The organism is Streptomyces sp. NPDC004065 (assembly GCF_044903565.1).
Lineage (GTDB): Bacteria > Actinomycetota > Actinomycetes > Streptomycetales > Streptomycetaceae > Streptomyces.
Map to the genome: position 1 here is coordinate 1 of NZ_JBJDQT010000036.1, position 18,169 is coordinate 18,169.

The window sequence follows — 18,169 nt, forward strand, 5'->3', positions numbered from 1 at the left end:
TGAGTTCTCAAGGAACGGACGCTTCCTTCGTACTCACCCTCTCGGGCTTTCCTCCGGGCGCTTCCCTTCGGTGTTTCCGACTCTATCAGATCTTTCCGATCCGATTTCCTCGGCGCTTTCCAGGTTTCCGCTCTCGCGTTTCCCTTTCCGGCGGCTCCGACTTTATCAGATCTGTGACGCCGACCTGACCGGCGGCCATCGTTTCCGATTCATCGGGAGGGGCTTCTTCGAAATCGGTGTGATCGACGTTTCGAGAAGCGGATAGATTTTCACGGCTGCCCATCGGGGTCACAACCCCAGCTCCAGGCAACTGTTCGAATCTACCTCCCCACCCACGCCGTGTCAACGGCTCCGGTGGGGCGAAGAGGAGACTAGCAGCTCAGCGGACCGGAACGCACATCAGGCGGCCGTCGGCACTCCGGCGCTTCGCTCGTATGGCGCCACGTCACCCGTGGCGCCGGCCCGTGCCGCACGACCGCCCAGGACATACACGTAGACCAGGAAGGCCAGCTCCGCGGCGATGCCGATGCCGATGCGGGCCCAGGTGGGCAGACCGGAGGGCGTGACGAAGCCTTCGATCGCGCCGGACACCAGCAGGACCAGGGCCAGGCCGATCGCCATCCCGACGGCTGCCCTGCCCTCTTCGGCGAGCGCGGTGCGCCGGGTCCGGGGGCCTGGGTCGATCAGGGTCCAGCCGAGGCGCAGGCCGGTGCCGGCGGCGACGAAGACGGCGGTCAGTTCCAGCAGCCCGTGCGGCAGCACCAGGCCGAGGAACGTGTCCAGCCGGCCGGCCGAGGACATCAGTCCTATGCCGACGCCGAGGTTGAGCATGTTCTGGAACAGGATCCACAGCACCGGCAGTCCCAGGAACACGCCGAGAACCAGGCACATGGCCGCGGCCTGGGCGTTGTTCGTCCACACCTGGGCGGCGAAGGCGGCGGCGGGGTGGCTGGAGTAATAGGTCTCGTACTCTCCACCGGGCCGGGTGAGCTGCCGCAGTTCGCCGGGCGCGGCGATCGTCGCCTGTACTTCCGGGTGCGTGCCGATCCACCACCCCAGGAGCGCCGCGACGACCGTGGAGACCACCGCCGTGGGCACCCACCAGTGACGTGCCCGGTACACCGCCGCGGGGAAGCCTTCGAGCAGGAAGTGCGTGACGTCCCGCCACGAGGCGCGGCGGGTTCCCGTCACCGCGCTGCGCGCCCGTGCCACCAGAGCGCTGAGCCGTCCGGTCAGCTGGGGGTCCGGTGCGCTGGACTGGATGAGGGAGAGGTGGGTGGCCGTGCGCTGGTAGAGGGCGACCAGTTCGTCGGCCTCGGCGCCGGTGAGGCGGCGCTGCCGGCGGAGCAGGGCGTCGAGACGGTCCCACTCGGCTCGGTGGGCGGAGACGAAGACGTCCAGGTCCATCGGGTCTGCCTGTTCCTCGGCTGGTTGTTCGACGACTGGCGGGATGTGTCAGGTTGTCGTACTGCGGCGCGGGTGCCCTCAGCTTGGCAGACTGGCCGTTCTCGGGGCAGGTCAGGGGAAGGACGGCGGGCGTGAGTGAGCTGGTGACGGGCGAGGCGGTGGCGCTGGAGTTGCGCCCGGCGAGACTGCCCAGCAGGGCGATGGCCGTACTGCTCGACCTGGCTGTGGCCATGGCGGTGTACGTCGGCGTGAGCGTGGCCCTGCTGGCGGCCACGGCCTCCCTGGACGAGGCGGCGCAGATCGCCATGTCCATCGCGGCGTTCCTGCTCGTGCTGGTGGGCGGGCCGATCGCGGTGGAGACGCTCAGCCATGGGCGGTCGCTGGGGAAGCTGGCGTGCGGGCTGCGGGTGGTACGGGACGACGGCGGGCCCATCCGCTTCCGGCACGCGCTGGTGCGCGGTGCGATCGGTGTGGTCGAGATCCTGATGACGTTCGGGGTCGTCGCCTGCGTCGCCTCGCTGGTGTCGGCGCGCGGACGGCGGCTCGGTGACGTGTTCGCGGGCACGCTCGTCGTCCGGGAGAGGGTGCCGGCCGGGCAGGCGGGCTTCGTGCCCCCGCCGCCGCCCTGGCTGGCCGGGCGGTTCGCGGCCCTGGACCTGTCGGCGGTGCCCGACGGTCTGTGGCTGGCCGTCCGGCAGTACCTGACCCGGATGCAGCAGCTGGATCCGCAGGTGGCCTGGGCGATGGGGCAGCGTCTCGCGGCCGATGTGGCGGGCCGTACCGGGACGCCGGTCCCGCCGGAGATTCCGCCCGCCATGTATCTGGCGGCGGTGCTGCAGGAGCGGCAGGCCCGTGAGGTCCGGCGGACGTTCGCCGGCGGTCCTGTGTCCGGGGGCGGTTCCGCGGCGGGGAGCGGTTCTCTGCCCGGCGGGGCGACGGCCGGGAGCGGGGTGTCCGTTCCCGGCGCGGATGGCGGGCCCGCGGTGGCCCCGGAGCCCTACCGGGACGCCGCCGGGCCCGGGTGGCCGGCGCCCGGCGCCGGTGGGGGTCCCGCGGACGCTGCGCCCGGGTCCGCGCCCGCCGAGCCGCGGGGCTCCGCTGCCTCGGAGCGGCAGTCGCCCGCCGGCGGGTCCCCCACGGGGTTCGTGCCGCCCGCCTAGTACGGGTGGGTACGGGTGGTTCAGGCGTCGAAGACGGACGGTGGCGACGCCAGGTCCTCGAGTTCGACGCCGGGGGCGGCCAGGACGACGTCGCCGGCGATGTGCACGGTGTGCCGTTCGCCCGTGTCCAGGGCGGTGACCTGGTACGCGTCCACGATCAGGGGGCCGCTGTCAGTGGGGTGTGCTTCTCTTTCCAGCAGGGCCCAGGACTGGTCCACGGTGCGGGGGGCGAGGACCGGTTCCGTGAAGGAGACGAGGCGTACGCGGGTTGCCGAGGAGGGGGTGAGGCGAAGCAGCCGGGCGGTGGCGACGAGGAACGCGGGGGACGTGCCGGTGAAGGCGTGGGCGCGCACATTGCCTTCGGTGGCATCGGTGCCGGTGGGGTCGGTGCGGACCCAGGTGACGCCGTCCAGGGCGGCGCCGCGCACCTGCCAGCTCCCCGTGTGGAGTTCGAGTCGGATGGGGCGGCCGAGTTCGTCCAGGGCGAGGTCGACCGAGCCCCGGTGGTCGCCCGCGGTGGTGGTCACCTGGGAGACGTAGCGCCAGCCGGAGGGGCCGGGGGCGCACTGGAAGTGCTCTTCGGCGAAGGGGGTGTGATCGTGCGGGTCGTGGAGCGAATAACGGCCGCGGGGCATGGGGGTCCTGGGGTGCGAGGGGCCGGTCGGGGCTCGTCGGGCCGCCCTGGCGGGCCGGTCCGGGGTGCGTGACGGCCGTCGGCCCGGCCAAAGGGGCAGGCCCCCGGCACGGGGGTGCGGGGGCCTGCCTCGGTCGGCCTGGCCGGGACGCGCGGACGCGGGCCCGGGGTCCGGTCAGTAGCGGTAGTGGTCCGACTTGAACGGGCCGTCGACGTCCACGCCGATGTAGGCGGCCTGCTCGGGGCGGAGCTTGGTGAGCTTCACGCCGAGCGCGTCCAGGTGGAGGCGGGCGACCTTCTCGTCGAGGTGCTTGGGCAGCACGTAGACGCCGGTCGGATACTCGTCGGGCTTGGTGAACAGCTCGATCTGGGCCAGGGTCTGGTCCGCGAAGGAGTTGGACATCACGAACGACGGGTGGCCGGTGGCGTTGCCCAGGTTCAGCAGGCGGCCCTCGGACAGCACGATGATCTTCTTGCCGTCCGGGAAGGTCCAGGTGTGGACCTGCGGCTTGACCTCGTCCTTGACGATGCCGGGGACCTTGGCGAGGCCGGCCATGTCGATCTCGTTGTCGAAGTGGCCGATGTTGCCGACGATGGCCTGGTGCTTCATCTTCGCCATGTCGGAGGCGAGGATGATGTCCTTGTTGCCGGTCGTGGTGATGAAGATGTCGGCGGTCTCGACGACCTCGTCCAGGGTGGTGACCTGGTAGCCGTCCATCGCCGCCTGCAGGGCGCAGATGGGGTCGATCTCGGTGATGATCACGCGGGCGCCCTGTCCGCGCAGGGACTCCGCGCAGCCCTTGCCCACGTCGCCGTAGCCGCAGACGACGGCGGTCTTGCCGCCGATCAGGACGTCGGTGGCGCGGTTGATGCCGTCGACCAGGGAGTGCCGGCAGCCGTACTTGTTGTCGAACTTCGACTTGGTGACGGAGTCGTTGACGTTGATCGCCGGGAAGAGGAGGGTGCCGTCGCGCTGCATCTCGTACAGGCGGTGCACGCCGGTGGTGGTCTCCTCGGTCACGCCGCGGATCTCGGAGGCCAGCTGGGTCCACTTCTGGGGGCTCTCCGCGAGGGTGCGGGTGAGCAGCTGGAGGATGACGCGGTGCTCGTCCGACTCCGCGGTGTCGGGCGAGGGGACCTTGCCGTCCTTCTCGTACTCGACGCCCTTGTGGACGAGGAGGGTGGCGTCGCCGCCGTCGTCCAGGATCATGTTCGGGCCGCCGGTGGGGGTGTCCGGCCAGGTCAGCGCCTGCTCGGTGCACCACCAGTACTCCTCGAGCGTCTCGCCCTTCCAGGCGAAGACCGGGACGCCCTGCGGGTTGTCGGGGGTGCCGTTCGGGCCGACGGCGACGGCGGCGGCCGCGTGGTCCTGGGTGGAGAAGATGTTGCAGGAGGCCCAGCGGACCTGCGCGCCCAGGGCCACCAGGGTCTCGATCAGAACCGCGGTCTGCACGGTCATGTGCAGGGAGCCGGTGATCCGGGCGCCGCTCAGCGGCTGCCGCTCGGCGTACTCCTTGCGGATGGCCATCAGGCCGGGCATCTCGTGCTCGGCGAGGGAGATCTCCTTGCGGCCGAACTCGGCCAGGGACAGGTCGGCGACCTTGAAGTCCTGTCGGTTCTCGACAGTCGTCATTACGGGCTGCTCCTCGGGGTTGGGTCGAGGTGGGTACGGCTGACCTGCGCGGCGGCGGACACAGGGTGCCCGAAAGAGGACACAGGCATGCCCGCGTGCGCGCAGCGCAGTCCGTCGGAGGCCCTCTCTCCCTCGGCCGGCCCTTCGTGGGGCCGCCCGACCGCCATCAGCAGCGACGTCTGGCTCCGTTCCAAGCTACACCGCCGGGCCCTGCGGCCCCAGTCCGCCTCCGGGCGGCCGGCGCCGTTCGCCCGAGCGCTGCGGGGCGGGGTCGCCGGGCGGCCGCCGCGCGGCGGCCGGTCAAGGGCCGGGCCGTGGCCGGTCGGTGGGCGCCGGTCAGTGGCCGCCGGTGTGCGGGGCCGGGCCGCCGGGGGTCGCCTCGGGGTCGGGGCCCCTCAGGGCCTCGGCCTCGCTGTAGACGTCCGGCTCGAGGTAGATGACGCGGGCGATGGGTACGGTGTCGCGGATACGGGCCTCGGCGGCGTCGATGGCGGCGGCCACCTCGGCGGCGGTGTCGTCGTGCCGCACGGCGACCTTGGCGGCGACGAGCAGTTCCTCCGGGCCGAGGTGGAGGGTGCGCATGTGGATGATGCGGGTCACCGTGTCGCCGTCGACCGTGGCCTGTTCGATCTGCTGGACCACCTCGGCGCCGGCGGCCTCGCCGAGCAGCAGGGACTTGGTCTCGGCGGCGAGGACGAGCGCGATCAGGACGAGCAGGACGCCGATGCAGACGGTGCCGATGCCGTCCCAGACGCCGTCGCCGGTGAGCAGGGCCAGGCCCACGCCGCCGAGGGCGAGGAGGAGACCGATCAGCGCGCCGAAGTCCTCGAGGAGGACGACGGGCAACTCGGGCGCCTTGGCACGGCGGATGAACTGCGACCAGGACAGCTTGCCGCGCAGTTCGTTGGACTCCTTGATGGCGGTGCGGAAGGAGAAGCCCTCGGCGATGACCGCGAAGACGAGGACGCCCACGGGCCAGTACCAGTGCTCGATCTCGTGCGGGTGGGTGATCTTCTCGTAGCCCTCGTAGATGGCGAACATGCCGCCGATGGAGAAGAGGACGATCGAGACGAGGAAGGCGTAGATGTAGCGTTCACGGCCGTAGCCGAAGGGGTGCTGCGGGGTCGCCTCGCGCTGGGCCTTCTTCCCGCCGATCAGCAGCAGGAACTGGTTGCCGGAGTCGGCCATGGAGTGCACGCCCTCGGCGAGCATCGACGACGACCCGCTGAACGCGAACGCCACGAGCTTCGATGCCGCGATCGCCAGGTTGGCGCCCAGTGCCGCCACGATCGCCTTGGTACCGCCTGACGCGCTCATGTGTCCGCGTTGTCCCTTCGCCTTCGTGCGTCTTCGTGCCGGTGGCCGGACCGGGGCTTCGCCCGGGTCCGGAAACGGCCTTTGCCCGTCCTTTGCCGGTGGGTCATTGTTGCAGCCCGCCCGGGCGGCGGTGCGCGAGGTCACCGGCTTAGCGCCCGGCCCGGGGTCGGACGACGACGGTGGCCCGGAAGAGCGTGCCGGCGCCGGACGCCTCGGCCTTCTCCCCGGCCGGGACGAAGACGGACTGCCCGGGGGCCAGCTCGTGCTCGCCCGCGCGCACCGAACCGGCGGTGCACAGCAGGATCTGCGGGGTGGCGAGGGTGAGGTCGTGGGCGGGAGCGCCCTCGGGGAGGACGTAGCGGGAGAGGCGGAACTCGTCGATGGGGGTCTCGTAGACCTCCTCGCCGTCCGGGGCGGCCTCGGGGCGCAGGACGCCGGGGTCGCCGGACTCGAAGCGGACCACGCGCAGCAGTTCGGGCACGTCGACGTGTTTGGGGGTCAGGCCGCAGCGCAGCACGTTGTCGGAGTTGGCCATGATCTCCACGCCCAGGCCGCTGAGGTAGGCGTGCGGTATGCCGGCGCCGAGGAAGAGCGCCTCGCCGGGCTGGAGACGGACGTGGTTGAGGAGCATCGCGGCGAGGACGCCCGGGTCGCCGGGGTAGTGGTGGGCGAGAGCGGCGTAGGGGGCGTGCTCGCCGCCGAGCCGGGCGCAGGCGGCCGCGGTGTCGGTGACCGTGCGGGCCGTCTCCTCGCGGTCGGCGGTGAGGATCGCGGTGAGGACCTCGCGCAGGGCCGCCTCTTCCGGGCGGGCGCGCAGCAGGTCGGCGTAGGGCTTGAGGGAGTCCACGCCGAGGGCCTCGAACAGGGCGGCGCTCCGCCGGGGGTCGCGGAAGCCGCACAGGCCGTCGAACTCGGTGAGGGCGCAGATCAGTTCGGGCTTGTGGTTGGCGTCCTTGTAGTTGCGGTCGGGGGCGTCGGCCGGGATGCCGCGGCGCTCCTCGTCGGCGTATCCCTCGGCCGCCTGCCGCAGATCGGGGTGGACCTGGAGGGAGAGCGGGGCGCCGGCGGCGAGGATCTTGAGCAGGAACGGCAGGCGCGGGCCGAACCGGGCGACCGCCTCGGCGCCCAGTTCGCGTTCCGGGTCGGCGTCGATGACGTCGACGAGGGCGCCCCGTCCGGTGCGCGAGGGTGCTCCGGGATGGGCGCCCATCCACATCTCCGCCTGCGGCTCGCCGCTGGGCTCGACGCCGAGCAGGTGCGGTATCGCGGTGGTGGATCCCCACGCGTAGGGGCGGACGGTGTTCTCGAGGCGGTCCATGCGCTTCTTTCTGCGAGTGCGGCGGCCGGCGGGTGCGGGGCGCCGAGGGGGAGGTCCGGTCGGCCGCGGACGGTCGGTACGGATCAGGCGCCGGCGGCGGGCCGGGCGCTGGAGGCGAGCGCCAGGTACACGGCGGCGAAATCGGTGATGGCGATCAGTTCCGCGAGGGTCTCGATCTCGCCGCCGGGTTCCGGCTCCAGCTCGCTGACCGGCGTGTCGTGGCTGAGGGCCAGGTCGCGGGCGGCGGGGGCGGCGGTGAGTCCGCCGAGCGGGCGGTCGCGCAGCAGGACCACGCGCGCGTGCAGGGCGGGCGGCTCCTCGACGCGGTCGCGGAAGAAGTCGTCGGGGTCGGCGCTGGCGGCCAGCGGGCCGGCGAGCAGGGCGCTGTGCGCCGCGAGTGCCTCGGGGAGTTCGGCGACGACCGCCGGGATGCCGGACAGCTCGGCCAGCCCGGCGGCGAAGCGGCGGCCCGCGGGACCGGCGGCGATTCCCTCGGTCCAGATCAGGGGCAGCGCGTCGGCGAGCTCGGCGGCGAGGGTCTTGGCCGGGTTGCTGTAGGTGGCGATGGCGGGTCCGCAGCGTTCGGCGACCTGGTCCAGCCGGTCGGCGGCCTTCTCCAGGGCGTCGGGCGGGGCGGTGAGCAGGCCGATCCGGTCGAGCAGGGCGAGCAGCGGGGTGAGCAGCGCCCACAGGACGCCGGGTGCGGAACCGGCGAGGGGTTCGTCGTGGTCGTAGGGGGCCGTCGCCATCGGTACGAACAGGCCGTGGGCGCCCTCGACGGCCTCGGCGAGCGGGGTCTGGGCGGGGGCGACGGCGGCGACCGTGCAGCCGCGGCGGTAGGCCTGGTCGGCGAGCAGGGACAGGCTGGGTTCGGTGCCGTCCGGGGTGGCGATGAGCAGCAGGTCCACGGAGCCGGCCCAGCCGGGCAGCTCCCAGCGCAGGGCGCCGGAGGCGGGGGCTACCCCGGTGGGGGCCAGCCGGGTGACCGGGCTGCCCGCGCCGGCGAGGGTGCCGAGCAGGTCGGCGGCGTGGGTGGCGGCGGCGCCCGGGCCGGCGATCAGTACGGCGCGGGGGCGGCCGTCGGGCTTCAGGTCGCCCACGCCCGCCTCGGCGGCGTGCCGGGCGGCGGTCCGGACACGGGCGCCTGCCTCGGCGGCGCCGCGGAGCAGTCCGCGGCGGTCCGCTTCGGCGAGCGCCTCGGGGGTGTCGAGCAGCGATTCGTCGAGCATGGCGGCAGCCTCCGATTCGGGCTCCGGTCGCCGGGTCGTGGGGGTACGGGGCGGCTGACTCCGTCCGGCGGGCGGTGCGGCTGGTCCGGCGGGGCGGTTGCCTCCGGCGGGATCGTCTCCTGCGGCGGGTTCCTACCCGCTTCGGCGGTGGGTGTTGCGCCTGGGGGTGGTCGTGTTGCGTGTGGGGTGGTCGCGTTGCGCCCCGGGGGCGCCCCTGTTGCGCGTTGGGCGGTGGCCCGTCGTCGGACGGGTGTCCGCGGGGTGGGCACCTGGCGGGCGGGGCTTCCTCGGGCCGGAGCCCGTACGGGGTGCCTCCCCGTCCGGGGTGGGGTCTCGTCCGGGTGGGTGGCCCTGCCCTCGCCGGTCGAGTGGGCCGGCCGTCCCCTCGGGGGCCGTACCGCCGGAGGGCCGAGCCGCCGGAGGGCCGAGCCGTGGCGGCGGGTGGCCGCTCCCAGTTCGGTGAGCACCTTCCGGTCCCGGCAGGCACTCCCGTCCGGCAGGCGGTCGCCTTGCCCGGCGAGCGCTCGCCCCGCCCGGCGGGTCGCCGACGGCCTGCGGGCGAGTCACTGCCGCCTCCGGGGGCGCGTCCGCCGCACGCCTCTCGGACGACGGACCGGCCTGCGCCCTCTCGGACCAGGACCGGGCCCGCGCCCCTCGACCAGGGACCGGCCCTGGGTCTCCCGGGCGAGGGGCCGTCCCCGTCGGCCGGGATACGGTCCAGCGCGTCCGGGCGTGCACGGGTCCGGGCGTGCGGGCGTGCGGGCGTCCGGGCGTGCGGTGGGCCGATGGCTAGGCGGGGCGGCGGGCCTCGTCGACGAGCAGGACCGGGATCCCGTCGCGGACGGGGTAGGCCAGGCCGCAGTCCTGACCGGTGCAGATCAGCTCCGTGTCCTGCTCCTTGAGAGGGGCGTGGCAGGCCGGGCAGGCGAGGATCTCCAGGAGGCCGGCTTCGAGCGGCATGGGGGTTCCCTTCGGAGCGGACGGGCGGGTGTGCGCCGTACGGACGCGTCCTGCGGACGGTTCGTACGGACGTGCCTGGTCAGGTTACCGCCGAACGCTCAGCCCCGGATGATCGCCAGGGCCTCGTCCCGCACCTTGGCCATGGTCGCCTCGTCCCGGGCCTCCGCGTTCAGCCGCAGCAGCGGTTCGGTGTTGGAGGGGCGGACGTTGAACCACCAGTCGGCCGCGGTGACCGTGAGGCCGTCGAGTTCGTCGAGGGTGACGTCCGCGCGGCCCGTGTAGGCGGCCCTGATCGCGGCCAGGCGGGCCGTCTGGTCGTCGACGGTGGAGTTGATCTCGCCCGAGCCCGTGTAGCGGTCGTACCGCGCCACCAGGGCCGACAGCGGGCCGTCCTGTCCGCCCAGGGCCGCGAGGACGTGCAGCGCGGCCAGCATGCCCGTGTCGGCGTTCCAGAAGTCCCTGAAGTAGTAGTGCGCCGAGTGCTCGCCGCCGAAGATGGCGCCCGACGTCGCCATCTCGGCTTTGATGAAGGAGTGGCCCACCCGGGTGCGCACCGGGGTGCCGCCGTTCTCCCGCACCACCTCGGGGACCGACCAGGAGGTGATCAGGTTGTGGATGATCACGCCCTTGCCGCCGTTCCTGGCCAGCTCCCGCGCGGCGACCAGCGCGGTGATCGCGGACGGGGAGACGGGCTCGCCGCGCTCGTCCACGACGAAGCAGCGGTCGGCGTCGCCGTCGAAGGCGATGCCGAGGTCGGCGCCCTCCTCGCGGACCCGCTGCTGGAGGTCGACGAGGTTGGCCGGGTCGAGCGGGTTGGCCTCGTGGTTGGGGAAGGTGCCGTCCAGCTCGAAGTACATCGGCACCAGGTCGAGGGGCAGGCCGGAGAAGACGGTGGGCACGGTGTGGCCGCCCATGCCGTTGCCCGCGTCGACGACGACCTTCAGCGGGCGCAGCGAGGTCAGGTCGACGAGGGAGCGCAGGTGTGCCGCGTAGTCGTCCAGCGTCTCGCGCCGGGTGATCCCGCCCGGCCGGGCCGCGGGCTCCGGCGCTCCCGACTCCAGCCACCGCTCGGCCAGTTCGCGGATGTCCAGCAGGCCGGTGTCCTGGCCGACGGGGGCGGCGCCCGCGCGGCACATCTTGATGCCGTTGTACTGCGCCGGGTTGTGCGAGGCCGTGAACATCGCGCCGGGCAGGCCGAGCGCGCCGGAGGCGTAGTAGAGCTGGTCCGTCGAGCACAGTCCGATCTCGGTCACGTCGGCGCCGTGCCGTGCCGCCCCGCGCGCGAAGGCGGCGGACAGGCCGGGCGAGGAGGGCCGCATGTCGTGTCCGACGACGATGGCGTCCGCGCCGGTCACCTCGACGAACGCGGCGCCGAGGAGTCCGGCCAGCGACTCGTCCCACTGGTCCGGGACCACCCCGCGCACGTCGTACGCCTTCACGATCTGCGACAGATCAGCAGCCACGGCCAACCCTCCTGAATGTCCTGCCCGGATGTCGTGTCCGGTGCGCGCCAAACTACCTGGCGCGGCCGGCCGCGCGCGGGGAGCCCGCCGGGTTGCGGACCCGTGCGAGCGGGCGGGCGAGGCGCGTCGGCGGGTGGCGAACGGTTTTGTCAGTTGTCCGGGGAGCGGAGCACCCGCAGATGGCCGCGGCGGGCCACCTCCATCGGGTCCGCCCCGCGGACTCCGCCGCCACCGGCCTCGGCCGCGCGCTGCTGGGGCCGGGCCGCCTCGCGGACGGCGTTGGCAAGCGCTTCCAGGTCGTCGCCGCTGGGGCGGGCGGGCGCCGAGCCGTCGAGGAGCCGTACGACCTCCCAGCCGCGGGGCGCGGTGAGACGCTCGGAGTGCTCGGCGCACAGGTCGTAGCAGTGGGGTTCGGCGTAGGTGGCGAGCGGGCCGAGGACGGCGGTCGAGTCGGCGTAGACGTACGTCAGCGTCGCTACGGCGGGACGGCCGCAAGCGGTGCGCGAACAGCGACGTACAGGGCTCACGACGTTGGACGGTACCGCACTCTTGAGCGGGCCGCGACGACTCTCCACCAGGTCACCTTCCCGTGTCGGTGTGTGAAACGCCCCACACGTCCCTTCTGCCACACCTTGCTGACCTGCGCCGATGCGAGGGGCCCAAAACAAGGGCGGTGCGGCCCCCGGGTCACGACTTGGCACAAACACTGTCAATTGACTTGAGATCGGCGGTCGGGAAGGGATGGGGAAGAGATATGGAATCGAGCCCGAGCTTGGCTGAAATGGTCATCTCCTGGCACGCGCTTGCACTGCGCGGCACGTTGTCCGGGACGGCGCGCAGGCACGGGCGGGCGGGGGCGGCGGGGACTACCCTTCACCAGTGATGGACAACCGTGTACCGCCCCGCGCCGCCGGCCCCGGGCCCCGCCGTCGTGATCGCCACGGCCGGGGCATGCGCGGCCCGATCGCACCGCCGCAGGTGCCGCTCGCCGCAAGCCGTGCGGAGGCCTTCGCGGACCTGGTGCAGGACTCCGTGGAACGGCTGGAGCGGCGGTGGCCGCAGCTGGCCGACATCGACTTCCTGGTGCTGGAGGTGCCCCGGCTGGACGGGCCGGGCCAGGTCTGGAGCGACGAGCCGGTGCCGCTCGGCGGGACCGTCCCGGCGCGCGACGGCCGCCCCGCGCGGGTGGTGGTCTACCGGCGGCCGGTGGAGATCCGCACCAAGGGGCGCGACGAACGCGCCGCCCTGGTGCACGAGATCGTGGTCGAGCAGGTGGCGGAGCTGCTGGGGCTGACTCCGGAGACCGTGGACCCCCGGTACGGGGAGGACTGACCGCGGCGTCACCGGCCGGCCGCGCGACGGTCGGCCCGGGCTGCGCGGTCGGCCCGCGCGGGGCGGTCGTCCCGGGCCCGGCCGGGCCGGTCGCCGCGGACCGCACGGGTGGATTCCGGTCGCCGCCGGTCAGTCCGGGGCCGGTCCCGGGTCACCTCCGGGTCACTTCTGCAGGACCGACAGGTCCTCCTCCGCCCGCGGCACCATGACCGTGCCGCGGTCGTCCGGGAGCGTCTGGACCGTGAACCCGGGGACGCCGTCGTGGACCGCCGTCAGGGTGCGCGCCCCGTACACCGGCCCGCCGGACAGCCGCTCCACCGTCAGTGCGTACGTCCCCTTCAGTCCGTCCGGCACCGGCGGCGTCAAGTCCTGCGTGGTGCCGGCCTTGACCGTGTACGTCTTCGACACCGCCGTGCCGCCGCCGCTGCCCGCCGAGGCGGTGACCTTGACGGTGGCGGCGGCCGTGGGCGCCGTCAGCGAGAGCGTGGAGCCCTTGCCGCTGTTCCCGGCCGAGGTCGCCCGGGTGCCGATGGCGCCGGTCGCCGGGACGAACGCGGTCTCCTGCGCGCCGGCCTTGCCGCGGACGACCCGGACGGCCGCGACGACGGGCGCGGACCCGGACGCCGACGTCAGCACCAGCGAGCCCGCCTCCCCGCGGGTGACGTCGCCCAGGTCGACGGCGGTCGTCATCCCGCCCTTGACGTGCACGGTCTCGTGTCCAGCCGGGGTGATCAGCCCGGACGGGGAGGCCAGCCGCACCTTGAGGTCGGTGTCGGAGTCGGCGGGCGTGAAGGCGACCAGCCGTACGGAGGTGGCGTCCTTGGGGATGCCCGGCAGCACCAGGGTGCCCGCCGGGTCCGCGGACGCCGCCAGCCAGTCGCCGCCGAGCTTGTCGTCGAGGGCCTGCACCGCCGCCCCGACCCGGCCGCTGCGCACGCTCACGTGCACCGTGAGGTCCTGCTGCGGCGCGTCGGCGAGGGTGGACAGCAGGACCGGCTCGCTGGAGTGCGGCGCGACCGTGATGCCCTCCCCGACCGTCGACTTCACGGCGCCGTCCTTGCCGTAGAGCTCGATGTCCACGACGGCGGCCGAGGCGTCGGGGTTGGTCAGGTGGACGTAGTCGGAGCGGTCGGCCGCCGTGCTCACGCCGGGGAACCAGAACTCGGTGTCCGGGGCGGCGCAGTTGACGCCCAGCAGGCCGCGGCCGGTGCCCGCGGCGACCTCGGTGGTCGCCTGCATCGTCCAGCCGGGGGCGAACCTGCCGTCCGCGGTGCCGATCAGCGCGGGGGCGTCCGCGCCGGAGGTGTCGCCGGTGGCCGGTGTGCCGGGGGCCTTGGGCGCCACCACGGGTTTGGCGGTCTTCTTCGCGCCGCTCTTGCCCTTGCCCTTGCCCCCGCCCGCGGCGTCCCCCGTGTCGGCCTCGTCGGCCGCCTGGAGCTGGGCCCGGCCCGCGCCGGCGGCGCCCCGGGTCACCGGCGTGAACGACGCGTAGGTCGTGTCGGCGATGTCGGAGCTGCTCGGGGACGGGCACACCAGGGTGGTGCGCTCCACGGGCAGTTTCGCCACCGCCCCGGCGGTGGCGGTGCCCGCCGCGTCGGGGGCGTCCAGGGCGGCGAACCCGGTGACGGCGGCGAGCGCGGCCGCACCGGCGATCAGGGACAGGGTCGTGCGGTTCACTGCTGGCTCCCGTCGGGGCGCTCACTGCCGATGCCGTGCGGGTGGTGCTGTGCCGGGTCGTACGGATCCTCGTACCCCTGGTGGTACGCCTGGCCGTAGGGCCCGGCCTGCCCCTGGCCGTAGGGCGCGGCCTGCGCTTCGTCGTAGGGCCCGGCCTGCCCCTGGCCGTAAGGCGCGGCCTGCCCCTGGTCGTACGGTCCGGCCTGCCCCTGGCCGTAAGGCGCGGCCTGCCCCTGGTCGTACGGTCCGGCCTGCCCCTGGTCGTAGGACCCGGCCTGCTCCGGGACGCCGTAGCCGTACGGGTCGTACGCGCCGCTCCGGTAGGGCGCGGCCTGGTACTCGGTGTCCTGGTACTCGGTGTCGTAGGCGCCCGCCGGGTACTGCTGCTGGGGCTCGGCGTCCTGGTAGCCCTCGCCGCCGTAGCCGCCGTGGTCGGCGCCCGCCCGGTCGTAGGCGGTGGCGTCCCACTCGTCGTAGGACTGCTGGTGCGGGACGGCTGCGGGGGTCTCCGGCGCGGGGGCCGGCGCGAGGTCCGCGTCCGGGGTGGGCAGCTGCCGGCCGGCCTCCTCCGCCTCCGCCTCGGCCTGGGCGCGCAGCCTGCGGGCGCGGCGGCCCTCGCCCTCGACGGCCTGCGCGGGCACGGGCTGCTCGTCGGGCAGGTCGTCGTCGATGTCGCGGCGCCGGCCGGGCAGGGCCAGTACGACGAGCACGACGGCGAGGGCGCCCTGGGTCCAGAGCCAGGCGGTGTGGCCGAGCGGGTCGTCGAAGGTGACGTCGAGCCTGCCGCCCGAGGCGGGCAGCTGGAAGCCCTGGGCCCAGCCGTCGACCGTGGTGCGGGTGAGCGGCCGGCCGTCCAGGGTGGCCGTCCAGCCCTCGGCGGCGGAGTCGGCCAGGCGCAGCACGCGTGCGCCGGAGCCGGCCGGGACGGTGGTGTGGATCTCCACCGGGCCCGCGGCGACGGGCTGGGGGGTGCCGGTGCCCGAGGCGGGCACGATGGCGGCGCGCGAGACCTGCTGGTCCACCCGCCACAGGGCGCTGCCGTCCTGCCGGCTGAGCCGGCTCAGGCCGGGTGTGGCGTCCAGGACCCGGCTGACCTCGCGGGGGGCGCCCTTGTGCACGAGGACGTAGCGCACGGCGAAGCCGCCGAGCTGGCCGGCCTGGTCGGCGCCGGAGCCCGCGACCAGGTTGGCGACGACCTTGTCGAGCCGGGCGTTGGCGCCGGCCGCGGCGGCCAGTTCGCCGTCGCCCATGCGGGCGCCGGAGCCGCGGACGAGCACATAGCCGACGTGGCCGGGCGAGTCGCTGTCCAGGACGAGGGTGCGGGCCTGGTCGCGGGTGTTGCTCTCCTCGGCGACGAACGCGGGCACCTGGACCGGTTCGCGCCGCTCCAGCGGGCCGTCGGCGCCGCGGATCATCCAGCCGGCGACGGCCAGCAGCGGGCCCGCGGCCGAGGCGAAGGCGATCAGCGCGGCGACCGGCTGGCGCCAGCCGAAGCTCTGCTCGGCCACGCGCGAGCGCGCCCCGTCGGCGCCGAGCACGGCGGCGGTCAGCAGGGCGGTCCCGTAGACGAGGGTGGCCGGGCCGGCCCAGGCGGAGGCGTTGGACAGGACCGCGAAGAGGAGTCCCACCAGGGCGGCCGTCCACGCCGTGAGGATGGCGAGCCGGCGCTGCGCGCGCAGCAGGGCGGCGAGGGCGGCCAGGACGATGCCGAGGAACATCAGTCCGTGCACGGTGCCGGGGCCGCCCGGTGCCGCGCCGAGCAGGTCCAGGGCGGAGGCGGCGGAGGGGCCGTAGTCCAGGCCGGCCTCCTGGAAGAAGCCGAACGGCAGCAGCGTCAGCGACCAGGGCGCGAGGACCAGCAGCGGGGTGCCGAGCTGGGCCAGGAAGCGCAGCCCGTGGGCGACGATGTCGCCGCGGCGCACCGCCAGTACGCCGAGGCCGAGGACGAACGCGACCGGCCAGACGACGGGTGTGAACGCGGTGGCGATGGTCAGCAGCAGCGCGTACGCCCAGGTGGCGCGCCAGCTGCCGCGGGCGCCGGAGGAGGCTGCCAGGCCGCTCGCCGCGACGCCCGCGCGGGCCATCAGGGGCAGCAGCACGGCCAGCACGCAGGTGCCGATCCGGCCGCCGGCCAGCGCTCCGGTGGTCGCGGGCAGGAAGGCGTAGACGACGGCGGCCCAGGCGCGCAGCAGCCGGGAGGGGACGAGCGGGCGGGAGGCGAAGTAGGCGGTGAACCCGGCCAGCGGAACCGAGCCGACCAGCAGCACGGTGACCGCCAGGCCGGTGGAGCCGAACAGCAGCGAGGCCAGGGCCGCCACCAGGGCCAGGTACGGCGGTGCGGACGGGGTGCCGCCGGACCCGACCGGGTGCCAGGCGTCGAGGTAGCGCGCCCACAGGCCGGCGGAGTCGGCCGGGGCGGGCAGCAGGGCGCCGCCCGCGAGCGCGCCGCCGCCCAGCAGGGCCCGGCAGGCGATCAGGGAGACCGCCAGCAGCACCAGGAAGAGCACCGGGCCGGGCTTGCGGGCGATGCGCTTGAGGCGGGCGAACTGCTCGATCTCCAGGAAGTCGGCGTCCTCGCCGCCGGGCCCGGACTCGACCGCGCCACCGTGCCGGCCGGCCGAGGACACCTCGGGGTCGGAGCGGCCGACGAGGTTGCTCGCGACCTGTTCGACGGTGGCCCGGACGGTGGCGCCGGGCGGCGGGAACAGGGCGCGCAGCTCCCCCTTGTCGATCTGCGGCCGGCCTCGTCCGCGGCGTCCGGCGACGATCCGCTCGGGCCGCAGCAGGGTGCCCATGAGACCGCGGATCTCGTCGACGGCCTGTCCGGGGACCTTGCCGACGAGGTAGGCGAGGGTGCGCACCAGGGTGCCGAGGACCAGCCGCAGCAGGACCCAGGGCAGCGCGGCGGTACGGGTGTTGACGAGCAGGGTGTAGACGGCGCCGGCCTTGTCGACCTTGTGCGGGGAGGCGGCGGTGCGGCCCACGCAGTCGACGGTGCGGCGCTCGCGGGAGGCGGCCTCGGCGTGCCGTACGACCGCGTCGGGGGCGATCAGGACGCGGTGGCCGGCGGCGTGCACGCGCCAGCACAGGTCGACGTCGTCGCGCATCAGCGGCAGCCGGCGGTCGAACCCGCCCAGCTGCTCGAAGATGTCACGGCGGATCAGCATGCCCGCGGTGGACACCGAGAGCACGGACTTGACGTGGTCGTGCTGGCCCTGGTCCTGTTCGCGGCGGTCCAGGCCGGTCCAACGGCGGCCGGAGTTGGCGATGCTGACGCCCACTTCGAGGAGCTGGCGGCGGTCGTACCAGCCGCGCAGCTTGGGGCCGACGACCGCGACGTCCTCGCGGCCCAGGTCGTACTCGTTGTCGACGACGCGCAACAGCTCGGCCAGGGCGTCCGGTTCGGGGGCGCAGTCGTCGTGCAGCAGCCACAGCCACTGAACCGGTTCCCCGTAGGGGAGGTCCGGCATGTCGTAGGCGTCGTCGCGCCAGCTGCGGGTGACGGGGTCCCAGCCGCTGGGGCGCCTGAGGTACGGCAGCTCGTCCGGGGTGAGGAGCGGCGCGGTGCGGGTGGCCTCCTCGACGGCCTGGCCGAAGCCGGTGCGGCGGGCCAGGTGCAGCACCCGGTCGGCGCCGAGGGCGTCGGTCACCACCTGCGCGGAGTCGTCCGCGCTGCCCGTGTCGGCGGCCACGGCGTACTGCACGGGGCGCTCCTGGCCGAGCAGGCCGGCCAGGGCGTCGGGCAGCCAGCGGGCGCCGTCGTGGGAGACCAGCACGGCGGTCACGACATGGCGCGGGAACTCGGGCGGGCGGCTGGGGTCGGGTTCCGCCGCGCGCGCGGGGTCCGACGGCGCTGCGGCAGCCACGCCGTAGTGGGCTGCCGTACGGCTGTGCACGGACATCGAGATACGGCCCCGGTTCGGTGGTGTGACGGTGGACGCCCGTGCCCGCTGGGGGCGACGGGGCGTCTCGGACGAGCGACCACACTATCGGCTGGCCAGCACAGCGGCCCGCCGCCTGTGGACAACCACCGGCGACG

14 protein-coding genes are annotated in these 18,169 nt (G+C 74.3%); 3 read left to right on the forward strand and 11 right to left on the reverse strand.

Annotated elements, in window-relative coordinates:
- Positions 1-265 (forward strand): hypothetical protein (locus ACI2LW_RS29515; RefSeq protein WP_404734298.1); only part of this gene is annotated, 265 nt, incomplete at its 5' end.
- A 134-nt stretch (positions 266-399) separates the two neighbouring features.
- On the opposite strand, the gene ACI2LW_RS29520 is transcribed toward ACI2LW_RS29515, so the two are convergent.
- Positions 400-1,407: a stage II sporulation protein M gene (locus tag ACI2LW_RS29520; RefSeq protein ID WP_404734299.1), complete on the reverse strand. Its 1,008-nt coding sequence runs from the start codon at positions 1,405-1,407 to the stop codon at positions 400-402.
- A 131-nt stretch (positions 1,408-1,538) separates the two neighbouring features.
- On the opposite strand from ACI2LW_RS29520, the gene ACI2LW_RS29525 reads away from it, so the two are divergent.
- Entirely contained in the window at positions 1,539-2,567 is a 1,029-nt protein-coding gene (locus ACI2LW_RS29525; RefSeq protein WP_404734300.1) for an RDD family protein, read from the forward strand.
- Positions 2,568-2,587: 20 nt separating this feature from the next.
- Here the strand turns inward: ACI2LW_RS29525 and ACI2LW_RS29530 are convergent, their stop codons facing one another.
- From ACI2LW_RS29530 to ACI2LW_RS29565, 8 genes are all read right to left on the reverse strand, one after another.
- Positions 2,588-3,202 carry a hypothetical protein gene (locus ACI2LW_RS29530; protein WP_404734301.1) on the reverse strand — a complete coding sequence of 205 codons (615 nt, stop codon included), beginning with the start codon at positions 3,200-3,202 and terminating at the stop codon, positions 2,588-2,590.
- Positions 3,203-3,376: 174 nt separating this feature from the next.
- Complete coding sequence (gene ahcY, locus ACI2LW_RS29535) at positions 3,377-4,834, reverse strand: adenosylhomocysteinase (RefSeq protein WP_404734302.1); 1,458 nt, start codon at positions 4,832-4,834, stop codon at positions 3,377-3,379.
- A gap of 336 nt (positions 4,835-5,170) precedes the next feature.
- Entirely contained in the window at positions 5,171-6,151 is a 981-nt protein-coding gene (locus ACI2LW_RS29540) for a cation diffusion facilitator family transporter (RefSeq protein ID WP_404734303.1), read from the reverse strand.
- A 148-nt stretch (positions 6,152-6,299) separates the two neighbouring features.
- The gene (gene manA / locus ACI2LW_RS29545) at positions 6,300-7,469 is read right to left on the reverse strand and encodes a mannose-6-phosphate isomerase, class I (RefSeq protein ID WP_404734304.1); all 1,170 of its coding nucleotides are present in this window, start codon (positions 7,467-7,469) and stop codon (positions 6,300-6,302) included.
- Positions 7,470-7,552: 83 nt separating this feature from the next.
- Complete coding sequence (locus ACI2LW_RS29550; protein WP_404734305.1) at positions 7,553-8,698, reverse strand: SIS domain-containing protein; 1,146 nt, start codon at positions 8,696-8,698, stop codon at positions 7,553-7,555.
- A gap of 789 nt (positions 8,699-9,487) precedes the next feature.
- Entirely contained in the window at positions 9,488-9,658 is a 171-nt protein-coding gene (locus ACI2LW_RS29555) for a Trm112 family protein (protein ID WP_007382472.1), read from the reverse strand.
- A gap of 98 nt (positions 9,659-9,756) precedes the next feature.
- The gene (locus ACI2LW_RS29560) at positions 9,757-11,121 is read right to left on the reverse strand and encodes a phosphomannomutase/phosphoglucomutase (protein ID WP_404734306.1); all 1,365 of its coding nucleotides are present in this window, start codon (positions 11,119-11,121) and stop codon (positions 9,757-9,759) included.
- A 149-nt stretch (positions 11,122-11,270) separates the two neighbouring features.
- Positions 11,271-11,696, reverse strand: coding sequence for a DUF3499 domain-containing protein (locus ACI2LW_RS29565; protein WP_404734307.1), 426 nt, complete (start codon positions 11,694-11,696; stop codon positions 11,271-11,273).
- Between the two features lie 307 nt (positions 11,697-12,003).
- Between ACI2LW_RS29565 and ACI2LW_RS29570 the strand changes: the two genes are divergently transcribed.
- Positions 12,004-12,453: a metallopeptidase family protein gene (locus ACI2LW_RS29570; protein WP_404734361.1), complete on the forward strand. Its 450-nt coding sequence runs from the start codon at positions 12,004-12,006 to the stop codon at positions 12,451-12,453.
- Between the two features lie 162 nt (positions 12,454-12,615).
- Here the strand turns inward: ACI2LW_RS29570 and ACI2LW_RS29575 are convergent, their stop codons facing one another.
- Positions 12,616-14,130, reverse strand: a complete 1,515-nt coding sequence (locus tag ACI2LW_RS29575) for a DUF5719 family protein (protein WP_404734308.1) — start codon at positions 14,128-14,130, stop codon at positions 12,616-12,618.
- Positions 14,127-18,032, reverse strand: coding sequence for a glycosyltransferase (locus ACI2LW_RS29580; protein WP_404734309.1), 3,906 nt, complete (start codon positions 18,030-18,032; stop codon positions 14,127-14,129). The genes ACI2LW_RS29575 and ACI2LW_RS29580 overlap by 4 nt, the downstream gene beginning before the upstream one ends.
- Positions 18,033-18,169: the final 137 nt, after the last annotated feature.